The 23,429-nt window shown below is 66.8% G+C and carries 22 protein-coding genes; 5 read left to right on the top strand and 17 right to left on the bottom strand.

Features of this window, described 5'->3' with window-relative positions; all coding sequences use genetic code 11:
• Positions 1-132 precede the first annotated feature (132 nt).
• From ssb to JOF43_RS18650, 3 genes are all read left to right on the top strand, one after another.
• Positions 133-606, top strand: coding sequence for a single-stranded DNA-binding protein (gene ssb, locus JOF43_RS18640; RefSeq protein ID WP_209904544.1), 474 nt, complete (start codon positions 133-135; stop codon positions 604-606).
• A gap of 87 nt (positions 607-693) precedes the next feature.
• Positions 694-957 carry a hypothetical protein gene (locus JOF43_RS18645; RefSeq protein ID WP_209904546.1) on the top strand — a complete coding sequence of 88 codons (264 nt, stop codon included), beginning with the start codon at positions 694-696 and terminating at the stop codon, positions 955-957.
• Complete coding sequence (locus JOF43_RS18650) at positions 954-1,412, top strand: HNH endonuclease (RefSeq protein ID WP_209904548.1); 459 nt, start codon at positions 954-956, stop codon at positions 1,410-1,412. Before JOF43_RS18645 ends, JOF43_RS18650 begins: the two co-directional genes overlap by 4 nt.
• A 37-nt stretch (positions 1,413-1,449) precedes the next feature.
• Here the strand turns inward: JOF43_RS18650 and JOF43_RS18655 are convergent, their stop codons facing one another.
• Genes JOF43_RS18655 through JOF43_RS18675 form a run of 5 tightly spaced genes read right to left on the bottom strand, consistent with a single transcriptional unit; the run spans position 1,450 to position 9,128 of the window.
• Positions 1,450-2,433, bottom strand: coding sequence for a hypothetical protein (locus JOF43_RS18655; protein WP_209904550.1), 984 nt, complete (start codon positions 2,431-2,433; stop codon positions 1,450-1,452).
• Between the two features lie 6 nt (positions 2,434-2,439).
• Positions 2,440-4,287 carry a phage tail tip lysozyme gene (locus tag JOF43_RS18660; RefSeq protein WP_209904552.1) on the bottom strand — a complete coding sequence of 616 codons (1,848 nt, stop codon included), beginning with the start codon at positions 4,285-4,287 and terminating at the stop codon, positions 2,440-2,442.
• 50 nt (positions 4,288-4,337) lie between these two features.
• On the bottom strand, positions 4,338-8,429 hold the full coding sequence (locus JOF43_RS18665) for an FtsK/SpoIIIE domain-containing protein (RefSeq protein WP_209904554.1): 4,092 nt from the start codon (positions 8,427-8,429) through the stop codon (positions 4,338-4,340).
• Positions 8,430-8,439: 10 nt separating this feature from the next.
• Positions 8,440-8,991 (bottom strand): nuclease-related domain-containing protein, encoded by a 552-nt coding sequence (locus JOF43_RS18670; RefSeq protein WP_209904556.1) that lies wholly within the window; start codon positions 8,989-8,991, stop codon positions 8,440-8,442.
• Entirely contained in the window at positions 8,988-9,128 is a 141-nt protein-coding gene (locus JOF43_RS18675; protein WP_209904558.1) for a hypothetical protein, read from the bottom strand. The genes JOF43_RS18670 and JOF43_RS18675 overlap by 4 nt, the downstream gene beginning before the upstream one ends.
• Positions 9,129-9,243: 115 nt before the next feature.
• Between JOF43_RS18675 and JOF43_RS18680 the strand changes: the two genes are divergently transcribed.
• Positions 9,244-10,350 carry a hypothetical protein gene (locus JOF43_RS18680; protein WP_209904560.1) on the top strand — a complete coding sequence of 369 codons (1,107 nt, stop codon included), beginning with the start codon at positions 9,244-9,246 and terminating at the stop codon, positions 10,348-10,350.
• A 22-nt stretch (positions 10,351-10,372) separates the two neighbouring features.
• On the opposite strand, the gene JOF43_RS18685 is transcribed toward JOF43_RS18680, so the two are convergent.
• The 7 genes from JOF43_RS18685 to JOF43_RS18715 all read right to left on the bottom strand — a co-directional run bounded on the left by JOF43_RS18685 (position 10,373) and on the right by JOF43_RS18715 (position 19,946).
• Positions 10,373-10,999, bottom strand: coding sequence for a hypothetical protein (locus JOF43_RS18685; protein WP_209904562.1), 627 nt, complete (start codon positions 10,997-10,999; stop codon positions 10,373-10,375).
• A 226-nt stretch (positions 11,000-11,225) separates the two neighbouring features.
• Complete coding sequence (locus JOF43_RS18690; RefSeq protein ID WP_209904563.1) at positions 11,226-12,005, bottom strand: DapH/DapD/GlmU-related protein; 780 nt, start codon at positions 12,003-12,005, stop codon at positions 11,226-11,228.
• Positions 12,006-12,238: 233 nt separating this feature from the next.
• Positions 12,239-13,429 (bottom strand): hypothetical protein, encoded by a 1,191-nt coding sequence (locus tag JOF43_RS18695; RefSeq protein ID WP_209904565.1) that lies wholly within the window; start codon positions 13,427-13,429, stop codon positions 12,239-12,241.
• Positions 13,430-13,624: 195 nt separating this feature from the next.
• Positions 13,625-16,174, bottom strand: a complete 2,550-nt coding sequence (locus JOF43_RS18700; RefSeq protein WP_209904567.1) for an ATP-binding protein — start codon at positions 16,172-16,174, stop codon at positions 13,625-13,627.
• A gap of 1,156 nt (positions 16,175-17,330) precedes the next feature.
• On the bottom strand, positions 17,331-18,083 hold the full coding sequence (locus tag JOF43_RS18705; protein ID WP_209904569.1) for a hypothetical protein: 753 nt from the start codon (positions 18,081-18,083) through the stop codon (positions 17,331-17,333).
• Between the two features lie 53 nt (positions 18,084-18,136).
• Positions 18,137-18,508 carry a hypothetical protein gene (locus JOF43_RS18710; protein ID WP_209904570.1) on the bottom strand — a complete coding sequence of 124 codons (372 nt, stop codon included), beginning with the start codon at positions 18,506-18,508 and terminating at the stop codon, positions 18,137-18,139.
• Positions 18,509-18,599: 91 nt separating this feature from the next.
• Positions 18,600-19,946 carry a helix-turn-helix domain-containing protein gene (locus tag JOF43_RS18715; protein WP_209904572.1) on the bottom strand — a complete coding sequence of 449 codons (1,347 nt, stop codon included), beginning with the start codon at positions 19,944-19,946 and terminating at the stop codon, positions 18,600-18,602.
• A 232-nt stretch (positions 19,947-20,178) separates the two neighbouring features.
• Between JOF43_RS18715 and JOF43_RS18720 the strand changes: the two genes are divergently transcribed.
• Positions 20,179-20,589: a MerR family transcriptional regulator gene (locus JOF43_RS18720; protein ID WP_209904574.1), complete on the top strand. Its 411-nt coding sequence runs from the start codon at positions 20,179-20,181 to the stop codon at positions 20,587-20,589.
• Between the two features lie 237 nt (positions 20,590-20,826).
• Here JOF43_RS18720 and JOF43_RS18725 read toward each other — a convergent pair whose 3' ends face one another.
• From JOF43_RS18725 to JOF43_RS18745, 5 genes are all read right to left on the bottom strand, one after another.
• On the bottom strand, positions 20,827-21,228 hold the full coding sequence (locus JOF43_RS18725) for a DMT family transporter (RefSeq protein ID WP_209904576.1): 402 nt from the start codon (positions 21,226-21,228) through the stop codon (positions 20,827-20,829).
• Between the two features lie 34 nt (positions 21,229-21,262).
• Positions 21,263-21,583: a DMT family transporter gene (locus tag JOF43_RS18730; protein WP_209904578.1), complete on the bottom strand. Its 321-nt coding sequence runs from the start codon at positions 21,581-21,583 to the stop codon at positions 21,263-21,265.
• Positions 21,580-22,107, bottom strand: coding sequence for a deaminase (locus JOF43_RS18735; RefSeq protein ID WP_209904580.1), 528 nt, complete (start codon positions 22,105-22,107; stop codon positions 21,580-21,582). Before JOF43_RS18735 ends, JOF43_RS18730 begins: the two co-directional genes overlap by 4 nt.
• Complete coding sequence (locus JOF43_RS18740) at positions 22,104-22,727, bottom strand: DsbA family oxidoreductase (RefSeq protein WP_209904582.1); 624 nt, start codon at positions 22,725-22,727, stop codon at positions 22,104-22,106. Before JOF43_RS18740 ends, JOF43_RS18735 begins: the two co-directional genes overlap by 4 nt.
• An 83-nt stretch (positions 22,728-22,810) precedes the next feature.
• Positions 22,811-23,290 carry a MarR family winged helix-turn-helix transcriptional regulator gene (locus JOF43_RS18745; RefSeq protein WP_209904584.1) on the bottom strand — a complete coding sequence of 160 codons (480 nt, stop codon included), beginning with the start codon at positions 23,288-23,290 and terminating at the stop codon, positions 22,811-22,813.
• Between the last annotated feature and the right edge of the window lie 139 nt (positions 23,291-23,429).

Consider the following 23,429-nt stretch of genomic DNA (forward strand, 5'->3'; position numbering starts at 1 on the left):
CGGTCCCTTCTGTCCTGTGGGAGGGCGACCCCGCCCACTACAGGGATATGCGGGAGAAGCCCGCCGCGGCCCCCGGGTCGCAGCCATGTGGCAGAGCACCAGCGATGTCACGGATACGAAAGAGGAGTTCACATGGCTCTCGACAACACCTTCACGGTCCGCGGTCAGCTCACGGCCGAACCCGAGCTGAGGCACACCAAGACGAACATTCCCGTCGCCTCGTTCACCATCGCGCACAACGACCGAACCTTCGACAAGGAGAGCGGGGAGTGGGTCGACGGTGATCCCACCTTCGTCCGCTGTTCGTACTGGCGCGAGGCCGGTGAGAACTTCGCGGAGTCCCACGAGAAGGGCGACCGCGTGATCGCCTTCGGCTCGCTCAAGCAGAACGACTTCACCGACAAGGACGGCAACGACCGATCGAATCTCGAACTTCGGGTCGAGGAGGCCGGTCCGTCCAACAAGTACGCGACCACCACCACCACTCGTCGCAAGGGCAACGGCAACAAGTCCTCCGCCCCCAAGTCGAAGGCCAAGGCGAACGCCGGTGCCTCCAGCAAGGCCGAGTCGAGCTCCGAGGACGCCGACGACGACTTCGACTTCTGATCCGGACTCGGAACCCTCGGCCGCCGGTGCACCTGAGTGATGCGCCGGCGGCCGTTCCGATCCGACACCACCGAGGAGGCGACGAACGTGACTGGTCGTAGGCGGGGAGTCCGGCTCCATCGCACTCCGTGGGGGACCGCTGCCTGGTTCCTGGCGTCTCCTGCGAGCATCGCGGCCCTCATTCTCGTGGCGCTGGCCGTGCTCATCACCGCACTGGCGACCACCAAGCCTTGGGAGGCGCTGGTCGAAGAACGCACCGTGTACGTCCCGGTGCCAGTGATCGTGACCGTCGAACCCGACGAGAGCGACCATCCCGACGCGCCGACTCCCACAGTCCCGGAGACGCCATGAGTATCGAGCAGACACTGTCTCTACTGGCCTTCCTCGCGGGGGCAGTACTGGAACACCCGTGGGCACTGATGCCCCTGGTTCTTGCCGTACTCGTGGGCATCGTGGTGACCTCGCCCGCTGGCGGTGCGTGCGAATCCCGGGATCCACGACGGGCATTCACGTCCGCGGAGCGCCAGGAAGCTTTCAGCCGGGCAGGCCTGCGATGCGAGCACAAACCCCTGCTGTGGTCGCGCTGCACGAACACCCCGACCCAGGGTGACCACATCTACCCGTGGGCGCGTGGAGGCCGTACCGCCATGAGCAACCAGCAGGCACTGTGCGCTTTCCACAACAGCCGCAAATCGGGGACCGTGCCCACGCGGATGTACATCTACCGGCTGCAGCTTCGGCGGCGGCGCTACTTCCCCGAGGAGGCATCCCCACAGGTCGAATGGCGCTCAGGAGCCGCGCTGTAGGCCCTGCCGGCCCACCCTGCTCTCCCGTGCCGGGCGGTTACTCGTCGTTGCCGTTGCTCTTGTTCGCGGGCGTCTTCTCGACGCTCTTAACGACGAACTTCCCGTTGTCGTCCCGGGTGATGGTGGCAGTCAGCGACCAGGGCCCGTTGTACGAGGGATCGTAGGGATCCACCCAGGTGCCGCCGTAGGTGAGCGTGATCGGCCCGCCGACTTCGGTGCTGTAGGACTGCGAGAGGATCTCGATCTTCATCGCATAGTCACCGTCGCGCGACAGCGGGGGAGTGACACCCGTGGGCTCGAGCATCAGCTCGCCGAGCCGAGCCTTCCGATTCTTCTGGCTCTCGTCCGGATCGAAAGTGAGCACCTGAGTGATGACGCCGGTGCGAGTCTCGCTCATCAGGTCCCCACGCTTCTGCGCGGTGATCGGCGAGACGAGGTCAGCAGCCGGACCCGGCTCCTCTTCCTCGCCGAGCATGTGCGGGGACCAGTCGAACGAATGGACCTGGTAGTTGATCCCGTTGTCCGCCTCACTGCCACCTTCAGCCGGCTCGGCCGGGCGGGCGACGGTGATCGTGTACGCCTGTACCTGCTGCCCGTCGTAGGAGCCGGAGACGGTGAAGGCGTACCGCTCGTAGGTCTCATCGACGGAGTGATCGACCTGTTCGATGGTCGGATCGGTGACCTCATCGAGTAGCGAGGCGTCGACGCCCTTCAGCGAGGCGAGGAACGTGGGGTCGGCGATGTTCTCGACCTTGCCCGGGTAGGCCTCCACGAAGGCGAGGGCGACCTGTTCCGGGTCGGTGAGATCCCCGGTCACTTCGGGGGCATCCGCAGCGTCGGTCGGGGTGGGATCCTCGGTGGAGGTCTGCTCGCCTCCGCCGTCGGAAGGCATCACCGCCACGCCAGTGCTCTCCTCCTCGGGGCTGTCGCCGCCGCGGCCGAAGGCGAACCACAGCGCTCCGGCCAGCACGGCGATGACGACAACGGCGATCAGGATCGCCCGCCGGATCGTCGTGGACATGTGCACTCACCCCTTGTAGACGTCGATGTTCCGGTCGCGGTGAAGACCGGATGGGAGGAACTCGATATGCCAGAACTCCTGGTCATGAATGTACATGCCGTGCTTCAGGCCCAGTGCTCGGATGCTTTTCCACCGCTCGAGCTCAGTCCCCGTCCCGGGGTAGGAGCAGGCTCCCTCCGGGGTCTGGGTGGAGCCGCAGTTGTTGCGCGAGTAGGAGGTCGAGAATCCGCCGATGTCGAAGGCCATCCCGAACTCGTGGTTCGACCACCCCGGTCGTGCGGCCCCTCCGGGCGAGCTGGCGTAGAGCGCCTGCTGCTTGGCGTGTGACCGGAAGGAGGAGGTGATGGTGAGGTCGAGTCCCTCCTTCTCCGCCTCTGCCCAGAAGGAGACGAACGCGGGAGCGATCGTCGCGTTCATGACGATCGGTCGGACGTTGGCGTCCGTGACCCCCTCGAGCGCGCACAGCCGGATCGCCTTGCCCTGCCCCTTGTAGTAGGCGGTGGTCGTGCCCTCGTCGGTGGTCCCAGCGGGGCAGGAGAGCGAGGCTGACGGCTTGATCAGCGCCGCGATGTTGACGCACCCCTCCTTCCCTTCGGGACACGGCTTGACCGAACCGGTGCCGGACCCTGGGGCGATGGAGGAACCGGAGCACCCCGCGGTGGTGGAGGATGCGACGGTGTCTGCGACGTCTGCCGGCGCGAGCGGTTCGGTCTCCGGGGCGGGGTCCTGCGTGTCCGTGGAGTCGACGACTTCGTTGCTCTCGGTGCCGCCGGAGTCCGGAGTGGGGGAGCCGGCGTACTGCTCGTAGAACGCCTCGGCGTAGCTGATGCGCTTGTCGATGGCCACGATGCCGGCGCGTTCGTACTTCTCCTCGAACGATCGGGTCGCCTCTTCGACCGTGGTCGTGCTCTTGAGGTGGGCCCCGGCAGCCTGCTCGTTGGTCTGCAGTTCGGTGATGATGTACCGCAGCTGGAACAGCACCATCGCATCGACGTCGTCCTCGGTCATAGATCCGGGGAGCTGGTCGATGTTTGGGGCGGCGATGTAGAAGCGTTCCCCGAGCTTGTCGATGACGGCATCGCGGACGCTGGCATGGCGGTCTGCAGTCCACTGCACCAGACCCCAACCCGAGCTGACATTGGGGACGCCGGCGCCACCCTGTGCGATGAAGGGGTTGAACCCGCTCTCGCGCTCGATGTTGCCCATGACGCCGGCGGTCTGCTCTTCGGTGTACCCCGCGCCGCGGAGGTAGTTCCAGGCCTTCTCCTCGATGTCCGACCCGACCACTGCGTCGGGCCCGCTCGCTCCGGGCGCCGAGCTCTCGGTGCAGGTCTGAGAGAGGATCTCCGCCTGGCTGATGGGCGGAATGATCGCACCCAGCATGATGGCCGACAGGCTGGCGACGACCACCATCTGCAGCACCAGTGCGCCGATGCCCAGGGCGGCGACGGTCATCAGCACGTAGCGGAATGCCTTGGTCTGAGCCAGCCCGGTGACCGCCGATCCGGCCACCCCGGCTACCGGCGCCCCGATTCCGGTCGATACTACTGCCGCTGTGGTCAGCGCGCCGGCGCCCGAGGCCGCGACGTCCTGGGCTCCCCCCATGAGGTCGCCGTGACGAGCCTTCTGGGCTCCGCGCAGTGCGCTGACGGCCATGTCCGAGCCGGTGGCCTTCTTGACCCCGGTCTCGGCGCCCTTCTTCGCGAGAGCCTTCCCGGCGCTCGCGGCGGATGCGGCCGGCCCTCCGTCGGCGCCGGATCCGAGATCTCCAGAGCCAGGGCTGTCCAGTGCGTCGCCCTCGGGCGTGCTCGAATCCCCGGTGTCCTCACCGGGGGACTGGTGCTCATCGGCCATGCGTGACCTCCTCGCTCACCCCAGTGGGCGGGGAGGACCAGAACCTGAGATTACAGACCGCCGCGTACGACTGGCGGGGCGTCGAACCCGAAGTCGAAACCGTCCTCATCAAACGGACCCGACTCGTCGGCCTCGTCGTGCAGGGCCACGTCGGCGGCTGACTGGGCCGGCTCATCGTCCGCAGTGACCATGCGAAGGTGCGCGCCGGAGCCGGTCGTGACCTCCGCGATCAGATCCAGATACGTGTCCCCGACCTCGGACTCCACATCCAGCCCGTCCACGTCCACGAGCACCTCGGCCACCGGCTCGGACTCGACCATCTCCTGTAGCGCCTCGACCAGGTCCCACGGGGCCGTGCCCTCATAGAGCTCGGACAGCCTCACGCTACGGGCCCCGACCGCGTCAGGATCGTCGATCTCCGGGGGCTCTTGGATATCCACGACTTCTGAGCCCGGTTCTGGGGCGGCCGGGGCGGTGTCGCTGTCGGGCAGCAGCGATCCGAGATCGAGGTCGCCGAGCTCGAGGTCGATGTCCTCGACGATCGGCTCCGGGTCGACGACCGACTCCTCAACCACGTCGACGAAGTCCTCCAAGGGGGTCACGACGAACCGTGGGTCGGTGGGATCCAGCAGCATTTCGGCAGCCGGAGTCTCCACCCCTTCCTCGAGGAGATGATCCTTCAGCGTCGCGTTCTCCTCGTACCAGACCTGCATGATCTCCGGATGCGGCGCGGTCAAAGGTTCGAACAGGCCCCGGCCCACGCGCGGCTCAGCGATCGTGTCGGCCTCGAGAGGGTTGCGGAACGCGCTCATCCGGTCGCCCTGGGTCATGTTGCCCAACCCCATCCGCGCCAGGTTCACCTTGATGTCCTCCGCACCGGACATCTTGTTCAAGGTGTCCTGCTTCAGCTTCTGCGTGCCCAGGATCAGGTGGATGCCGACGAATCGGGCCTCGCGGGCGATCCTGCCGACGATGTTGCCCACGATTGCGCGAGCGTCATTCTCTGCCTCCGCCTCCAGGCGGGCGTGGTCGGCCGCAGGGTCATCAGACTTCGACGGCACCGATGACTTTCCGATCAGCGACGTGAACTCGTCGACGATCACCACGATGTGCCGCGGCCGGGCCTCCTCGGGCAGCTTGTCAATGTTCACCACGTCGTACTGACCGTTCAGCGCCTTGCGCCGATCGAGCTCGCCGCGCAGGGCCTTCATGGTCGAAGCGGCCTGGAACACGTCTGCGGCGAACGGAGCGATCGTCCAGTCCTTGGCGAAGAGGAAGTCACGGCCACCCTTGGTCGGGTCGATGATGACGGGTTCGAAGCCGCGGCGGATGAGGTCGAACAGCATGGTGCTGATGGCTGCGGACTTGCCGGATCCGGTACCGCCGAGGACCAGCAGATGGGGGTTCTCGAGCGGGTCGAAGACCGTCTGCTCGCCGAGCGCGTTCACGCCAAAGGCGGCCGGCGTGTCCGGGAGGTTGTCGAAGGGGATGCCGACGCGCTCGGGCAGGGGGTCGTGCTCGGCCATGAACAGGCGCACCGAGGAGGCGCCGTGTCGGCGCGCATCGAGGAACTCGACGTTCAGGTTGGAGCGGAGCTTCTCCCTGTTGCCCTTGACCTTCGCGAAGTCGACACCGGAGGGGAGGTCGAAGTCGAGCACCTCCACCTGCGGGTTGGACTCCAGTGCCTCCATCTTCGTCAGCTCCGGAACGGCGCCGGAGAGGTTCGTGATGTTGGAGTCGACGAAGGCCTGGTCGAAGTCGACGCGCCGGACCTGGACGTCGGCGCCGCGGCGCAGCTTCGCGCCCGGGCCCGGGTCGCCGATGTACAAGGTCACCTGCCCGTCGCCGGCGCTCTGGATCCGCATCCACGGGCACGTCAGCTGCGACCGGATCGCATCGGCCTTCTTGCGCACGTCGACGAGGGTGGTGCCGCCGTGCAGGCGGATGGTGACCTTCCAGGCGTGCTTGGAGCTCGCAGGCAGCGTCAGCGCTTCCGCGTCGACGACTTCCGGCTTGGGCAGCTTCACGCCGGCGGCGCGGAAAGCCGAGTTGATCTGGTGGGCGAGCACCCATGCCGAGGCACTGGTGGACACCGGACCGGCCTGTTCGGCAGGGGAGACGTCCTGAGGGGTGGTGGGGACCGGCTGAGTGGACCAGCGCACGACGAAGAGGTGCGGGTGCCTGGATCCCGGGCCTTCCTTCTCGCTCGGCCAGCCGACCATGGAAACCATCTGCGCCCCGGTGATCGAGGTCCGCATCCCCTTCTCGAGGTCCTTCCCCCGCGGGTCGATGTAGGTCTCCCCGGCGTCGAGCCCCGTCTTGGTAGCGAAAAGCTGCTCATGCAGCACCAGCCCCTCGCGGGCGAACCGCTGGGGCAGCTCGGCGTCGCGGGTCACCTCGAAGCGCGTCGTCGGAGGCTGGGCACCCTGGGGGAGGGTCTGCTCCCACCGCTTCTCCCACTCGATCTCCGCCTGGACATTGCGGACCGACTGCAGATCGATCCCCGACTCCTCGGTGTAACGGGCCCCGTCGGACAGCGGGTCGCCGATCAAGAGGAAGCCCTCGCGTCGCTCGACGACAGCGTCTACCTCGACGGACTCGTCATCGATCACGGTCGAGCACTCCGCGGCGATTCCGAGGTACTCGGACTGGATGGTCTGCCACGGCGGGGTAGGTATTCCCGGCATCGCCCAGGTCGTCTTCCAGATGGCAAGCGGCGAGTCATCCGGCGTGACCAGAGGCGACTTCGGGGCACCGCGCAGCCATCGCCACACCCCCTGGAACGGGGAGGTGCCGACGGATTCGAGCGGCTCTTCCAGCGAGGACTCGAGCTCGGCGACCTCCTCCTCGTGCCCCTCCCCGAGCTTCTCGATCTGCTTGCGCACCCGTCGCTCGCGCTTCTCGGCCAGTTCTCCGAGACGGGGGTCGATCTTCGCCGGGAGGTCCGCGACCTGGGATGCCTCCACGAGCACCATCCGGTTCACCCCGATCGCGTCCATCGCGCGCGCCATCACGGATTCCAGGGCGAGATCACGCGAGACGTCATCGAGATCAGGATCCAACAGGTTGGGGAAGGCCCCTTCGGGCCACTGCACGATGCGGGCGCGCAACTGGTGAGCCGTGCCCGGCACCGGCTGCCCGGCGGCATCCAGATTGGGACTGCCCAGCACGTCGATCCGCGTGGACGCATCCCCGTAAGCGGCGGAGATCATCTCGGCACGGCCCTGTAGTCCCGCGGCCATCAGCTTCGGGGGTGCATCGACCACATCGACGATTGCGCCGCACGGAGTCCTCATGCGGTCGACCAGTTGCGGGGCGCCCTCCTTGGAGGTGAAGACCTCCGCGAACTTCCCTTCCCAGTCTCTCTCGGCCTCCTTCAGACTGCGCCAGCGGCGCAGGCGGATCCGCGACAGGGGCGGACCGACGGCGAGGTTGAGGGCCCGAACAGCCCCGCCGGCCATACCGATCCATCGCCAGGCGGCTACCTCCTGTCCCAGCTGTTCCAGCCCCCAGCCGACGGCCCATGCAGCGGCGACGGCCAGGAATGGGGCAGCGAGCAGCGCAGGCCGCGCCTTCGAGGACCACATCTGGCGCAGCGGCCTGATGCCAACCGTGACCTCCGGCTGGGACGCGAACCGCTGCAGGAGCGTGGAGATGGCGGTAAGCACATGGTGGGCCAGCAGGCCGGAACTGGCAGCTACCTGCCAGGGCATCTCGACCACCGGCGCATCCCAGCCCACCACAGACCCGACCGCTGCGAGCGTCATGGTGGGCACGTGCCCGGACAGCGGCAGAGACGCCACCAGTGCCCCCGCGGCCGCCGAGACGAAGAACGTCTTGCGCGGCGGAACGCCCGGCCACAGCGACCGCCATCCCCACCGATTGCCCAGCAGCAAACTGTTGCGGATGTCCAGCCAGATCCGATGCTGGAAGACCAGCACCTCCTCGCGCGAGGTCGCAGGGGTCTCCTTCGGGCCGGTCAGCATCGGCGCCGGATGGCACCAAGCCGTCACGAGCACGCCGGCGAAGGCCACCCACCCCGCAGGCAGGCCGACCACCAGCGTGGCACCGGCGGCCACCACCGTCAGCACCAGCAGAGTGCCGGTGAAATTCGGGGAGGGCTTGTTGTACTTCTGGGACATGGGTTCCTTCTCAGCTGGAGCGGAGCAGGGGGAATAGCGCCGCGGTCAGATCCGGGTCGGTGGGCTCATCGGGGACCCGAGAGCGCACTCGGCGGGGAAGCGCAGCGGAGGGGATCGCATCGGCACCGGGGATATGCAGGAAGGAAACGTTGACTCGTCCATCGCGGGACGCCTCGATCGAGACGACGGGACGGCGCACGAGGGCGCGGGGGATGTGGGCGCTGAGGCGCTGCTGGATCATCGGCATAGTGCGACGGTCGGCGTGCTCGACCTTCGTCAACCAGCGGAACGAGGTGTCGTCCAGGGTCCAGTAGAAGCCCGGCTTCCAGCGTTTGGCGTCGATGATCAGCAGGACTCGTCCGCCGGTGACGATGTGGTCGATATTGGCCTCGATCCCGCGGGCGGGGACGTTTAGGTCGTGCCAGACGTCGCGCTGAGTTTCCACCGCGATGCGATCGAGGACGCGGCCCGTGCTCTCTTCGCCCTCGCGGCCGGTCTTCGCGGCATCGGTACCGAGGTCCTCGACGGACCCGCCGGCGACTCCGTAGACGGTGCCGCTCACGTGAACAGTCCGACCAGGATCGAGATGCCGACGATCACGAGCAGGATGCACAGCCCGATCTTCACTGCGGTGCCGCTGAGCGCTTCGGCGAGGTCGTCGGAGTCCTTCTCGTACTTCGGTCCGCGCCCCAGTTCCATCGTGTCCGCCTCTCGCAGGGATTGCTGTCGCTACGACCAGTGGGCGGGGAGCTGCTGTGGCGGGACGGGGAGAAAAACGGGCCGATAGCAAAGTTGCACCTGGCAGAATCCAGGGATGAGCAACTACCGCAGGATCGTCGAACCTGCCACCCGCGCAATTGACGCCCTAAGGGCAGAGATCTCAGCCGATCTCGACGAGGAGGCCGGAGGGATCGGCTGGTGGAACGGCCACATCGGCTGGAAGGACTCCGCGCAGCTTGGCGAGTACCTGCTCTCCTCCTGCACCGGCGTCTCGGATTCGCTGGTGAAGGCGGCCCTAGTCGTCGAGGAGCACCGGAAAACAGAGTTCAGCCTCAACCACGATCGGGCCGCCCGTGCGCGCAAACTGGCTGAGCGGCCCAGCAGTCGAGATGAGCGAATTGCGACGTTGGCCAGCTCGAACGATGGAGAGACACGCCGCGAGGAGCTCCAAGACATCTGGGTCGAGCAAACCCTAGTGAGCCTCGCACAGGCGCTTGATCGACTCGCAGCGGTTGTCCTCGTCGTCGCTGGCGTGAAGGTTGACGTCCTCCGAACCGACTGGGGAAAATTGTCCGAGCTCGCTGAGAAGGCGCCTCGGAGCGGGCAGCACCAAGGTGTCCGTCAAGGCGTCTTCGCGGATACCGGGACCCTGGGGCGAGGTCGCCAGAATGCACTTCTCGAGATCGTTACTGCTTCTCGTGACCACGGGCCGCAAGACTGGCTCAGCTGGCTGCTCAAGTCGAGAAATACGTACGTGCACCGAGCTCCCCGGATGAACTTCCAGGTCATGATCACGGAGAAGAAGAGGCCAGCAGGGACGATCAGGCCGCTACACGCCCAGCCAGACTGGGCGGACACCGAAGCCATGATCGGGGCATCGAAGCAGGGACTTGAGGCCATGTTCCTGGAGTCCACACCGCAGGAGGTCCTCGATGGCCTTCGGGACTCGGTGTGTTCGCTTGCCGCCGCCGTCTCCGAGGAGGCTCGGCTCCTGTGGATCGCTCGACGCGCCGACCCCTCGCTCATCATTCAGCACGGGGGCACCTGGCGGCCCTTGGATAGGGCGTCGGTTCTCAAGTTCCCCGGATACGGCCCAGCCGCACCGACGGAATTCGGTGAGATCGCCTTCAACCCGTCCGGCGTGAGACGGCTCCGGGCCGCTCGCCTCATGGACGACCAGGTGCACTTGTGGGGTCGCTGATCCCTGACTGCTCGGTCCGACCTCAGTCTTCTGGTTCCGGCTTGGGCGCCGCCCGGGGATGGTCGAGGGTGACGTGCTCACCGTCTTCGATACGGGATTCGGGAAGAACCAGGATCTCGGGATCGATCGTGGCTCCGTGGCCGATGGTGCTGTGGTAGCCGACCAGAGCCCCTTCTCCGAGGGTGACGTTCTCACCCACCGCCGTGCGACTGCCGATCGAGGACCGGTCGCCGAGCACCGAGCCTTCACCGACCGAGGTGTACCCAGAGAGGTTGGAGTGCTTGCCTACGCGAACGCCGGCTGCGACCTCTGAATCCTGATTGACGTACGAATACGAACCGATCTTCGCTCCATCAGCTATGCGTGCCCGCGACGAGACGCTGGCTTCCGTTCCGATCTGTACGTCCTTGCCGACGCGCGCGTCGCCGGCGACCCCCGCATGGGAACCAACCTGGGTTCCCTGCTCGATCTGTGCTCCCCCTCCGGCGGAGGAGTGGTGACCCATTTTCACGTCATCGTGGATCTTCACGTCCCCTTGGATCCACACCATGTTCCGGATGGTCGCCGACGGGCTGATCGTTGCGGAGTCGTCGATCTTGGCCGAGCGGTGGATCGTCCCGCCTGCGGCGGAGATGCTCGCCGTGTCCACGTGGACGTCGGCCTCCGCCCTGGCGATCGAGCCGAATTCGCCCCGGTTGCCCCTCTCGCCGGTGTCCTTCTTGCGTTTGGTGGTCATGGCGTCCTCCCTAGGTTGGCTTCACCACGGGTAAGTGGGCGGCTGCGGGCCGCGAAGTTGATGGATGACCAGGTCCACGAATGGGAACACGAGCCCACCGACGGCTGAGGTCACCTATCCGGCCGCCGGCCTCAGGCCCTCAGCGTGTGCGGCCGTACTGCTTCCGCAGCCAGCCGCCCTGGGATCCGAACGCGAGCTCCTCGCGTGATGCGGTGAGGCCGTCGAACGTCTGGTCGTCGCGTCGCACCTCCCCGGGGGCGATGTCGGAGGTGATGTGGCCCCAGACCACGGCGCCGTCACCGATCTTGACGCCGTCATCAACCCTCGCACCGGATCCGATCACGACGTCGTCACCGGCCTGGACGTCCTCGCCGAGGTGTGCACCGTCGACAAGGCAGCTGCGCGAGCCGACGGTGGAGCGCTTCCCGACCTGGCTGTGTGCGCCGACCGTCGAATCGTCGCCGACGGAAGCGTCCTGGTGGACGGAGCCGAGGAAGTCGACGGTGCTGCGATCTCCGATCCGCGCTCCCGCACCCACCCAGCTCTTCGTGGAGAGGCGGGATTGGTCCCCAACGCGGGCGTTCACCGCAACCAAGCTGTTACGGCCGATGTCAGATCCCTGTCCGACCCGTGCGCCGCTCTCGATGAACGCACTCGTCTCGATGGTTGTCCTGGAGCCGATCTCTGCGCTTCGGTCGACGAACGGCGCACGGTTGGGCAGGGGAGAGGTCTTCACCGTGATGCCGCGGTCCGCGAGGGATGCGAGCCCCTCGGCGGAGTAGTAAGCCTTCGCGGGGAACGGATGCTCCCGCCCGCCGGCAGCTGACGGGACGGTCACGTCGGCCTCGCCGCGGCGCGTGGCGCCGAACTGGCCGCCGTTGCCCTGCTCGCCGGTGTGCTTCTTGCGCTTGATGGTCATGGCGTCCTCTCATCGGTGGCTCACCCAGTGAAGTGGGCGGGGTGCCATGCTTACCGGTATAGAGTCAGCTTTTCCGGATCGGGCTCCTTGGGATGTACTCCGCCGAAGAGGGCACTGCCCTCCCCACATCCTTTGAGGATCCTCCCCGGGCGGATTGGAAGAGGGTCCTCTGAAGCGCGGATGACCTGCTCCCGGTCCGAGAGATGGCTCGCGACCTCGGTCCGGTCGAGGGGTCAGATCTGCACGAGGTGGCGCCATTTCCGGCCGGCCACCGACTGGGTGAACCCCGGACCGGTCATCCGATCCGGCACGCGCGGGCCCGACAGAGCCTCGATGTCGCCGGCGCCGGACCGATCAACCAGGTATCGGTCGGTACGTGGCACGGTCCCGGTGCGCAACCAGTACGGGGTACCGGCCAGTATCCGCGCATTCTCCGCGACCGCCTCGCCAGCGCCCGCTTCGCCTTCGCGATAGGTCATCTCCTCCTCGTCAAGCATCCGCACCGACCGCCAGCCCTCCGGGTCACCGCCGCTGCCGCGAGCGAGGAACGAGGCCGACAGCTCAAGGAAGTCGCCGGACGCCTCGTGGGGGCCGGGGAACCAGCTCTGCCAGGGCACCATGCCGAGGCGCGTGGCAGTGCGGTTCAGCGCGGTGCCGGGGTAGTCCCGCACCGCCTCACGGATGGCGGCCTGGATCTCCGAGCGGGTCGTGTTCTTCGCTGCAGCGCTGGTTGCCTGCGAGGGCGTGGACACGTCGACCACAAGCACTGCCAGTGGCAGTTCATAGGTGGGGTGGCGCTGGAGGATCTGGGCCCACTTGGTGATCTTCCGGCGGAACGCCTCGCCGACCGAAGCGGTGGTCTCGATCGCGATCACGAGCCCATCATGGCGCACGATGCCGGCGTCGGCCTTGCGCCCCAGATCTGCCTGCGCGGTCTCCAGCCCGGAGGAGGCGAGCAGCGCCGGCAGCGCCATCTGCTTCTCTCCGAGCACCGTCGCGACGTCGCAGAACTCCGCGGCCCGCAGCGCCAGCTCGGTGGTGAGCACGTTGTGCCGGTCGAAGCGGTGTTCACTGTCCCAGCTCTGACCGCCGGTGATAGCCACATGCTCGGCGAAGGTGAGGGACTTGCGGTACCGGGCATAGGCCTCGACCTGGTCTCCCACGGTCCACATGCTCATCCGCTGGCTCGCCGGCGCCAGACGGTTCGTCCCCGCCGAGACGTACCCGTGGGCGAGTAGTCCTGCGCTGAACGGCGCGGCCAGGGACGCCGGGTACGACGTGCCCATGACGGGTGACCCGGTGATGCAGGCGAGCTGCTCGCGGGTGACGGTTCGCCAGGCGGCTACCGATCCGAGGGCGCCGAGGATCGAGGCGCGGTGGCGGTTGGTGCGCATCCGCGCCAGTGCCTCGGACGGGTCGAGCACGTAGCGCGACGGGATGCCCGACCAGCGCCTGTGGTTCGCCGACGCGCGACGATGCTGAGAAGCACTGACCCACCCGTCCGAGGTGCCGGTGGCGAACGTCCCCTCCCAGTACGGGTCCGCTCGCTGAGAAGCGCGGTGAGGCTCCGCCTCGATACGCCCAGGCATCGACTCCAGGGGTCGACTGTCCACGACTTCTCAGTCCTCCTGGGTGGGTGGGTAGACCACGGAGCGGAACGCGTCGCGGTCGTCCTCGAAGGGGTGGACCTTCGCGGTGAGCACGTTCTGGCGCTGCTGATCCAGAACGGTGCGCACGAGAGTCATGTAGCGGGGAAGGTCCATCACCTCCTTGGTGTGGACCACCTCGAAGCCCTCGGTCGCGCCGCCGCTGAAGTCGCGGGCGATCTGCGCGGCGACGTTCTCGTTCTCCTGCGCGTAGGAGACGACGGTCGACAGGGAGAACATCGTGCGCCGCACGTCCTCGACCAGCTGCTCCGGTTCCTGCGTCGCGTAGATGGGGATGACGCCGAATGCGCGCCCCTGCATGCGGGTCCATTCGATGACATCGGGCGAGTTCCGCGCGACGCGGGCGAGCTCGTCGCAGATGATCGCGACGTAGCGACCCCGCTCTTCCCACCCGGCGCACACGTCCTGGATTGCCTCCTTCAGGGAGTACAGGATCATGCCGCTGAGCGCGTCGCCGACGGTGGCCGGCAGGCGCAGGTTGTCGCGACTAGCACCGGTCAGGGTCGAGGTGGCGCCGGAGTTGATCACCACCCGCAGATGGCGGCGAAGGATCTCCTCGATGGTGGTGACGCGCCCGTCGCTGCGCCACCAGTGCGGGGCGAGCATCAGCACCTCCACCTTCGAGGAAGGAGCCTTCTGGAGAGCGGCGCGGCTGGCTGACTTCACCGATGCTCCGTACAGCTCGGAGAGACCGCCGACCGCGATCTCCAGCTGCTCGACATCACCCTCGTATCGTCCCTTCTTGACGTCGGAGAGGCGTCGACGGATCGTCTCTGCGAGGTGCTGGCCGAACTCATCGCCGTAGGCGCCGAGCAGCGCGTGCGCGATCGCCATCGGGGTCGCCACCGGGGCTGGCGACGGGGCTTCCTCCGGGTGGGTCTCGATCGCTTCGGTGAGCACACGGGCCGGTGCGCCGAGCGCGGTGGTGAACACCCCGCGCAGCGTCTTGGCCGAGGCCGCCCCGATGGAGTCGCTGCCCCAGTGGTAGATCATCTTCTCCACGAGCTTCGCGGCGCTGTCCCGGGTATCGGAGCCGTCGGAGAACATGTCGATCCGGGCGCCGTCCGGGTCGGCCAGGTCGAACACGTGGACCTTCTTCGAACCGAGCGTTCGGGCCCACGCCTGGTACTCCGCGGCGTCCTTGCCGGACTTCGACTCGAAGGCGAAGATCGCCCCGCGGTCACCGAGCTTGGACTGCGCCTGCTCGGGGGACTCCGCTTCCTGCTCGAGCAGCGGCTGCTGGTCCATCATGAGGAACGCGAACAGCGACCGCAGCAGATACGACTTGCCCGAGCGCGGCTTGCCGAACACGGCGATCCCGGCCCACAGGTCACTGGCGGACAGGCGCACCATCCGGCCGATCGCATCAAGTCCGATCACGGGTCCGATCCGACGCAGCAAGGGAGCCGGTGCGTGTCGGTCGCCGGTCTCCGAGGTGCCTGAGGCGGATCCCGATGCGGGGGCGAGTGCACCGACCGGCAGGAGTGCACCGAGCTTGAAGGAGCCGCGGTTCAACGGGTAGTCGCCCGGCTCCTTCTCCTGCCGCTTGGCACCGCCACTGGGGAGGAAGTTCTCGGCCGACTCCGCCAATCCCTGGTCGTTGCTCTGTGTCGGTGGCCGGGTGCGCAGTGCCCACCGCCGGCGGGGGAGTGGGAAGCGTCCGTCGCGGAAACGCCGCTCGTACCGCAGACCCCAGGCGACGTAAGCGAGCAGCGCGAGCACGGGGAGGAAGGCGGCGAGCATGACCGCGGTGGAGACCGTTCCGACGAGAGCCGGAGGGAGAACAGCGGCAAGGGTGGGTGCGAGCAGGCGCAGCCCGATACCCGCCCCGAGGAACAGGAGGGACGTGGCCAGGAACTGTGCGATCACCCAGGGGCGAGGGAAGCGGACGCTGCGGGTCTCGAGGTCGAAGCCGTGCATGTCGCCGGCGACCTGACGCAAGAGCGAGTCGACGCCCGAGCGGGAGGTGGAGGCTGCCGCGACGTGGGCGATGACGCCGTTGGGTTCCAGCGAATGGTGAGTCCCGCCGACGATGCGGCCCTTGATCCAGCGGTCCCAGAGCCGGTCCTCGTGCAAGATCAGTCCGCGGCGCGGGGCGCGCATCGTGATCGCCACCCAGGAGCCGACGGGCATGTCCGCCAGGGAAGCGGCCATCGAGAAGGGGTCCCGGCCGGCCTGGGTGGTGGATGAGCGGGTGCCGCCGGGACGGTAGAACAGGTGGCGGACTTCATCGGCGCGGTCCAGTTCCGGCAGCTCATCCACGTAGGACAGTCGCCCGGTGACCGCGTGGGCCGCGGACATGGCGGCCTTGTTCATGCTGTCGGTGTCGGGGGTGACGAGGTAGTTCTCCAGTCCCTCGTCGGTCATCACGGCGAGGAACGTGGCGGCGGTGCGGGGGCTGAGCGAGGAGGCGAAGGAACGCATGCGGGTGGCGACCAGCTCGGGGCTGTTCTGCCCGCCCGAGGCTCGCTTCACCCGGCGGATCACGATGTGTCGACTCATGCCCCTCCATATGCGAAGGAGACGGCGCGGGGCGCCCCGAGAATCTGTCTCGCGCATCGACCAGCGAATCTCAGATTACGGACCAGGGCTGACCTCGAAAATCTTCCGCCCGCGCCCAGACGCCGTCCCCGCCCTGAACGCGCTGAGTCCACGAAGCGGCTTCGCCGCGGAAATCGTGGAGCGTCCAGTCGTATGACCTCGTCCTTGTATCGACCCGTGTATCCCCTGGCTTCGCCGAACGGGGAGGTCGATCCAGCGTTCCTTGTGAGGTCATTCGATCCGTCGGGGACGAACGCTCCGCGTCCGCTCGTGCTGCGCACTCGTCACGGGCTCCGCCCGTTCACGGTCCGCTGCGCGAACCGTTGCGCTGCGCGCATCCCGCTACGCGGACGAATCGTTCACGCAGTGCGTTCACGAGTCGTCGCTACACGGGGCGTGTGCTTGTGCTGCGCACTCGCAACGCAGAGCGTCCCGCAGGGCGGAACGCCCGCGCACCGCGCCCACACCGCGCAGCGGTGCACGCCTACGCCGAGAATGCATCCGAGATCCGATACGTCCACGCGACGCACAACGCTTCGCACCCCGTGAAGTGGGCGGGAGCGCATCGACCCCGCGACGACGAGACGAAACGTCACGACCAGCATCGACGTACGACGTGCGGATCCACGAATGTGGGAATGATGCACGAGACGACGATCCGCGCACCGAGAAGTGGGCATGTGGGAACCCGGGAACCCGCACCGAACCGCGCAGGGGAGCATGCACGAGCTGCGCCGCGCGCAGCGCAGAGTTGGCGTGATGGTTGCGTACCGAGAGCACCGTCCAGTGGGCGCAGTGGTTGCGTCACGAGCCCAGCGCACCGAGACCGCGAAGACCACGAACCGACAACGAGACGACCCGCAGGGGCGCAGCCCCAGGGAGCGAACCGACCGGACCGGACAGGGAGCACCGAGAAGGACGAGCGCCTGCGCGAGGACGACGACGGGGCGAGTCGGTCGGGGAGGGAGAGTGAGCGACCTCTTGTTATAGCGATTCGGCCCGGTTCTGCTCGTCGGATCGGCGGCCTGGGGTAGCGGCTCGGGCTGTCGCCCACGCCCAGTCGCCTCGCTGTAGCTCGGCGGGATCGGGTCGGGACCCGCTGTCGGGACTGGCGCGTCTACTGCCACATCCGCTTGGTTGCCTCGAGGCAGAAGTGGAACGCGCTGAGGGCTGCTCCGAGGTCGGTGACGAAGTCGCCGCCTGCGCCCGACTGCCAGCCGAACCCGTGGGCGGTTCCGCTCGAGGTGTGCCAGACCCAGGTGAGGTGATCACGCAGTGCGCCGGGGTCGACCGAGTCGTCCGCTGCGGCGGCTTCGGTGCCGATCAGGTCGGCGACGGTGCGGATGAGGGAGTGGTCGCCGGGTGGGCGCGCGGTGTTCACGGTGGCGATCTTGCGTCGGAATTCGGCGACGTCATCCGGGTCCCACTTCAGGCCCGGGAGGTTCGTGACCTTGCCGATGTCCGTGATGGCGCGTTCGAGGCTCCTGGCTTCCATCCCGACGACGTTCGCCGCGTGCGTCTCGCGTTCTTGCGGCGTAGTGGGTAGGGCGACGTGGCCGAGCCGGCCGGCTCCCATCAAGAGGGTACGCAGCATGCCACGAAGCGAGGTCAGCGTGAACACGTTGGACTGGATCGAGTGGCGCACGTGTGCTGCCGATTCCAGGGCAGACATCGTGGCCGCACGCAGGGACTGTTCCAAGCTCACCGGGGCATCGACGAAGGAGGTTTCGAGGCGGGCGATCTCGCTCGACGCTCCGGGCGGGGCCGCGATCCAGCCGTGCGTCCCGGGGCGTTCCAGGTGATCGATCTGCCTCAGGGATCGGTGGAGGTGACGATGCGAGGCGGGTGTGTCGAGACCGAGGCTGTACATGAGGGAAGGGTATGACCCAGGCGGCGCTGCTCGGGTCGATGGATAATCGCGGTTCAGTGAGCTCCTGCCTCGCGATGTTTCCCGGTCGTCGTGTCGAGGTCGCACCCGACGCGGACGTGTTCTAGTCCTCCCAGATCTCGCCGAAGGCTGTTTTCCCGCATCGCGCGGAAGGTGAGCCAGGGGGTCGTGGTCTTGGCGGTGCCGGGCTGCGCGGCCTTGCTCTGCAGCAGCATGCGGGAGGCCGCGGAATACGTGAGCACTCCGAGGTGGGGGTTGGCCTTGGCGAGCTCCTCCGAGAACGCGACAAGCTCATGCGCAGCCTGGAAGAGGGTCAGGTCCCGTGATTCGATGCGGTAGACCAGGCGGATCGCCTCGTTGGTCAGCGACCGGGATCCCCCGGATGCTCTGGCGTCGGCTTCATCCATGGTTCCTTGCCCTCTCAAGACCCGTGCGGCTATCGCCACTGTAGTGGGCGCGAGGCCGGCGCCACGGGACAAACTCAGGCAGGTCCTCGGTTCAGAGCCATGGCTTGCCGATGAGGTCGAGCATGTTGGCATCCCGGATCGCGCGACGCTCAGCGTTGCCGGCCGCTTGCGCCTGCGTCATGCCGTTTGCCCGAACTGCCTGCGCGATGTCGAGCCGTTCCATGTTCGATGTCGGTTCCGCGAAGAACCGCCCGTCAGACAGATAGCTCTTCGTCAGCTCTTTGCTCGTGCCAAGCTGCTCGGCGATCTCAGCCCGGCTCAGCCCGTTCGCCTGCAGCTCGAGGGCACGGCGGCACACTGCAAGGCGCTCATGCATCCTGTCTCTTGTGTAGTCGTTCAGCCCAGCTTCCGAGCGGATCGTGACGCCGTGCTCCTTCGCCACCTTGTCGACGGTGTACGCCGAGACGCCGAGCTCTGCGGTGATCTCGCGGCGCGTCCGGCCATCGTTGATGAGCCGGAGAATCTTCTCGCCATGGACGCGTTGCTCGGGAGGCTCTCGCTTGGCGCTGGTGTCGACGCCGGCGTTCCTCAGTGTTTTCGCGATGGTGGAGGAGGACACGCCCAGCTCGCGCGCGATGTCGGCCTGCCGCCACCCCTCCTTGAACAGCGAGACGGTTCGTCGGTTGCGCTGTTCACGTGCTCGGGCCGCTGCCGCATCGGCCTCGAGCCTTTTCTGATGGAGGAAATGGTCGACACCGGGCGGGATGGCGTGCACCCTCGGCAGGTAGGGGATGCCGGCGGTCGGCGCGAGGTGTCGCAGCTCGATCATCGCAGCGAGGGTCTCCTCGGTCAGGTGGAACCTGTCTCGCGCAATCTGTGCGCGTACGTCGTCGTCTAGCGCGTCCCACAACGGCGCGAGCAGCTCAAGATAGGAGTCGTCGTCGGGGAAGAGCTTCTCGAACTCCTCGAACGTCGGCAGTGCGACGAAAGCGCTAGCGATCAACGCCTCCAAGTACCGGTCGTAGTCGCAGCGATACTGCAGTGGCACGAACACCCCGTCTCCTTGGCCATTGAGCGCAGCGACGTAGGGATGGGCGTAGTAGGCGTATCTGGCGGAGGCGTAGCCCAGGCGTATCCCATCGAGGTCGACGGCAAGGGCATGATCGTCGGCTGGATTGAACGGTTCGGGGACCAGCTCTCCCCACACCTCGTGCCACGTGCCGGGCGCATGAAACAAGAGGGCCGGGTCGTGGAACTTGGTGCCACGCACGCCCATCCATGACAGTGGCCGCTCACTGAAATCCCGGCGATCTCCGATCGAGATGGACCGAGCAGTCTCCCAGCTGGACATTCGCCTCTCACCTGTCGGCCGGACGTACTCGTCGGCCGTGCGCTTGTGCACCGCGGCGCGCATTTCCCGAAGGCGATCATCCATCATCGCGCGACTCGGGCATGGGTCATCCGGCGCCGTCCGGCGGGGGAGTCTGCAAACCGCTTCGAGCGGCAGTAGGGGGTCACGGCCGAATAGTAGCCACGACTTCGGACATCCGGGGGCGGTGAAGTGGGCGTAGCCGGCGAATGCCAACGGAGCCAGGTCCGAGGCGGTCGCGCGACTACCATTGAGATGAGTGATCGAGAGGGACATGAGACGACCGTAGGAGTTGACGCTAGTGGCAAGGGCAAGTCTTCTGGAAGACAAGCGACTGCTCCGCGTCGGCGAACTAGCGGCGCATACCGGCGCGAGCCCGCGGATGCTGCGGTACTACGAGAACCAAGGCCTCATCGAAGCGGCACGCTCCTCATCGGGGCAACGTCTCTTCGATCCCGCCGTTGCAGACCAGGTCCGTTACATCAGGATGCTGCTGGCAGCGGGGCTGCCCACTCGCGCGATCAGCGAACTGCTCGGCTGCATTCACGACCCCGGCCGTTTGGAACCCTGTGCTGTGCCTCTGCTCGTCGACCATCTACACGCCTACGATTCTCAAATTGCGGATCTCGTCAGCACCAGAGAGACGCTCCAAGGTCTCATCGACTCCTCAACCGATGGCACAGGGCAGCGCCGCAAGTTCTCATCCCAGTGAATCCGTTCTCTCAACGGTCATCGGGGGCAGGCTGCGCTCATACGCAGTCGGCTTCTCCGTCAAGAAAACGACGGGCCTGAGAAGCCGCTACTCTGGGCAGGAAGAACCCCGCGCGGGCGTGAAAGTAGTCCGGTCTTGATTGGCTGTTTCAGTGTACTTCGCGGGGCGAAGGCTCCGCCCGTCGTCCATGCGATACGACGGGCGGAGCCCAGGGTGACGTCGTGGACACGGCTGCGCTCAGTTTGCCGCCTGCGTCTTGGAGTCGAGCTTTGGGCTGTCGGCGAGTTTGAGCCAGATGACTCCGGCGATGATCACTGCGAGCCAGAATGCCTTGATCCAGGTCAGGGTCTCATCGAAGAACACCGGCCCGAGTACGGCGGCGCCGATGGTGCCGATGCCGGCCCAGACGGCGTAGCCGATGCCGACGTCGATCTTTTTCAGCGCGACGCTGAGGAAGAACAGCGTAAATAGGAAGAATACGACCGCAATGGCCGACCAGAGCGGGTTGGTGAACCCGGCGCTGCCGTTGACGCTGAGGGCGTAGCCGACCTCGAAGCCGCCGGCGATCAGCAGCGCGATCCACGCCCCTCCCTTCTTCTCGGTCTGGACGGGGGCGGCAGTGGTGGTTGTTGTAGTCATACGGGTTTCCTTTCAAGAATGTGCGGGCCGGGATTCAGGCGGTGCCTGCGAGGTTGAGACCGACGACGCCGCCGATCACGACGACGATGCCGAGGAACTTCTTCCAGGTGAGCTTCTGGGAGAGGAAGAGCGCGCCGACGATGACGATCCCGACGCCAGCGAGCGAGGTCCAGAGGGCGTAGCCGACGCCGACATCGAACGTCAGGAGGGCGAGGCTGAGGAAGAAGGTGGCGATCGCGCCGCTGATGAGGGTGGCGATTGTCCACCAGAGGTGCTTGAATCCGTTGGCCTTGCCAGCCGAGATGCCGACGGCGACCTCGAAGACGACGGCAACGGCGAGGTAGAGCCAGCTCATGATGATGTTCCTTTCGATACGGCGCCCGGCCCCGCGACTGCGTGACCGGAAAGATGCAAGTGGAGGTAGTGGGTGAATGGGTCGGTGCCGCGAGGAACCGGTAGTGGCCGGAACAGCTCGGCACGCTTGGCGTCGGTGATGCCGAGCGCGGGATAGCTCGATCGATAGTCGAAGCCGAAGTCTGCGACCTCGTCCCGGTTGACGGCCACATCAATGGTGTCGATGCCGTGGTCGATCGCGTACTGATAGCACAGGCCGCACGGCTCGCCGGTCGCCAGCAGGATGCAGCCGGCGAGGGTGTCGAGGCCGTGCCGGGTCATGGCGTCGCGCATGGCGACGACCTCGGCGTGCGACATCGGGTCTCCGGTCTCGGCCACCCGGTTCACGCCGAACCCGGACATCGCCTCACCCGCGGCGTTCACCACGACGCCGACGAACGGGAGCCCTCCCGCGTCGACATGCTCGGCGCAGGCATCCACCGCCTGCACCATCACCGACGTGAGCCCGGCAGCGTCGGCGCTCACGACTGCCCCAGGGCGGAGGCGGCCTTACGCTCGGTGAGGTCGTCGATGACCTTCTTCAGCCGGGTCGCGGACGGCACCCCGAGCAGCACCTGACCCTCGACCACGATGCCGGGCACCGAGTCGATCCCGACCGTGTTCACCGCGTAGGCCTGATCGGCGCGCTGCCGCTGACGGCGCTCGTCGCTGTTCAGTGCCTCCTCGACCTCGGCTCGGTCGAGGCCGACTGAGGTGGCCACGTCGACCATGACCTCGTTGAGGCCGATGTTGCGATCCTGCTGGAAGAACGCGGAGAACATCGCCTCCGTGTACACCTCAGCAAGACCGCGCTCCTGCGCGAGCTGGAGCACCATGAACGCTTTCTCGGTACGTGGCTGCGGCGAGATCGAGGGCAGCGTCATCGGCACGCCAACGCGGTCGGACATCGGATACACCGACTGTTTCCACACACGCGGCAGGTACTCGTCCTCCGGCCTGAGCGTGGGCACCGAGTCGGGGCGCAGTTCGAACGGGCGGATCGTCACCTCCACATCCCGGTCGCGCTTCAGCTCCTCGATCGCCGGCTCCACCAGGAAGCAGAACGGGCAGACGTAGTCCACGAACACGTCGATCTGGGTCGTCATAGGGATCATCCTCTCTCGTATAGGTGTGTGTACATGCACTAAATGGGGTAAAGAAATACGCTCACAGCATGGTGCCGTGAGCGTCACAGGGTTACGAGTGCGCCCACCTCCTTGATCGCTCCGGCGATGGCGCCGGCGTCGAGGTGGGGGAAGTGCTTCGCAGGGTTGCTCAGCAGGTCATGCACGCGCGCCTCGTAGGGGTCGCGGACTTCGCGCAGCAGTGCCTCGCCCGGCTCGTCGATCACGGCGTAGACGCCCCGGCCGTCGTCCTGGCACACGTCGCGACGTGCAAGACCCTTGGCTTCCAGCCGGCTCACCAGTCGCGTGGTCGAGGTCGAGGTCAGCCCGACACGCTGCGCGAGAACAGCGATGCGCAGCTCCTTGTCAGAGGCCTGGCTCAGCAAGGTCAGGGCACGGTATTCGGTGAGCCCGGTCCGGTAAGTGTCTGCCAGCCATTTGTCCAGGCTCGCATCCACGGCCGAGGCGAACGCCGCCACCCGCGACCAGGACTGGCTCGCGCCACTCGTGAGAGCGGAGCCGGAGACCTGTAGGTGTGTGTGCATGCATCTACTGTACCAAATCGCCTTGCCGTGTCAAACGCCATCACCATAGATGGTGTGGATGCGGTGCCGTAGCGCCATATAGAGGAAAGCGCACCGTAGGGACGCGAAAGTAGTTGCGTCTAGATCGGCTTGATTCCAG

It is taken from the genome of Brachybacterium sacelli, from assembly GCF_017876545.1.
In the GTDB taxonomy this organism is placed as follows: domain Bacteria; phylum Actinomycetota; class Actinomycetes; order Actinomycetales; family Dermabacteraceae; genus Brachybacterium; species Brachybacterium sacelli.

Bases quoted from the DNA above. Each gene is read 5' to 3' on its own strand.
- ssb (WP_209904544.1), top strand. From the start codon at position 133: ATGGCTCTCGACAACACCTTCACGGTCCGCGGTCAGCTCACGGCCGAA.
- JOF43_RS18650 (WP_209904548.1), top strand. From the start codon at position 954: ATGAGTATCGAGCAGACACTGTCTCTACTGGCCTTCCTCGCGGGGGCA.
- JOF43_RS18655 (WP_209904550.1), bottom strand. From the start codon at position 2,433: ATGTCCACGACGATCCGGCGGGCGATCCTGATCGCCGTTGTCGTCATC.
- JOF43_RS18660 (WP_209904552.1), bottom strand. From the start codon at position 4,287: ATGGCCGATGAGCACCAGTCCCCCGGTGAGGACACCGGGGATTCGAGC.
- JOF43_RS18665 (WP_209904554.1), bottom strand. From the start codon at position 8,429: ATGTCCCAGAAGTACAACAAGCCCTCCCCGAATTTCACCGGCACTCTG.
- JOF43_RS18675 (WP_209904558.1), bottom strand. From the start codon at position 9,128: ATGGAACTGGGGCGCGGACCGAAGTACGAGAAGGACTCCGACGACCTC.
- JOF43_RS18680 (WP_209904560.1), top strand. From the start codon at position 9,244: ATGAGCAACTACCGCAGGATCGTCGAACCTGCCACCCGCGCAATTGAC.
- JOF43_RS18690 (WP_209904563.1), bottom strand. From the start codon at position 12,005: ATGACCATCAAGCGCAAGAAGCACACCGGCGAGCAGGGCAACGGCGGC.
- JOF43_RS18700 (WP_209904567.1), bottom strand. From the start codon at position 16,174: ATGAGTCGACACATCGTGATCCGCCGGGTGAAGCGAGCCTCGGGCGGG.
- JOF43_RS18705 (WP_209904569.1), bottom strand. From the start codon at position 18,083: ATGTACAGCCTCGGTCTCGACACACCCGCCTCGCATCGTCACCTCCAC.
- JOF43_RS18710 (WP_209904570.1), bottom strand. From the start codon at position 18,508: ATGGATGAAGCCGACGCCAGAGCATCCGGGGGATCCCGGTCGCTGACC.
- JOF43_RS18715 (WP_209904572.1), bottom strand. From the start codon at position 19,946: ATGATGGATGATCGCCTTCGGGAAATGCGCGCCGCGGTGCACAAGCGC.
- JOF43_RS18725 (WP_209904576.1), bottom strand. From the start codon at position 21,228: ATGACTACAACAACCACCACTGCCGCCCCCGTCCAGACCGAGAAGAAG.
- JOF43_RS18730 (WP_209904578.1), bottom strand. From the start codon at position 21,583: ATGAGCTGGCTCTACCTCGCCGTTGCCGTCGTCTTCGAGGTCGCCGTC.
- JOF43_RS18740 (WP_209904582.1), bottom strand. From the start codon at position 22,727: ATGACGACCCAGATCGACGTGTTCGTGGACTACGTCTGCCCGTTCTGC.
- JOF43_RS18745 (WP_209904584.1), bottom strand. From the start codon at position 23,290: ATGCACACACACCTACAGGTCTCCGGCTCCGCTCTCACGAGTGGCGCG.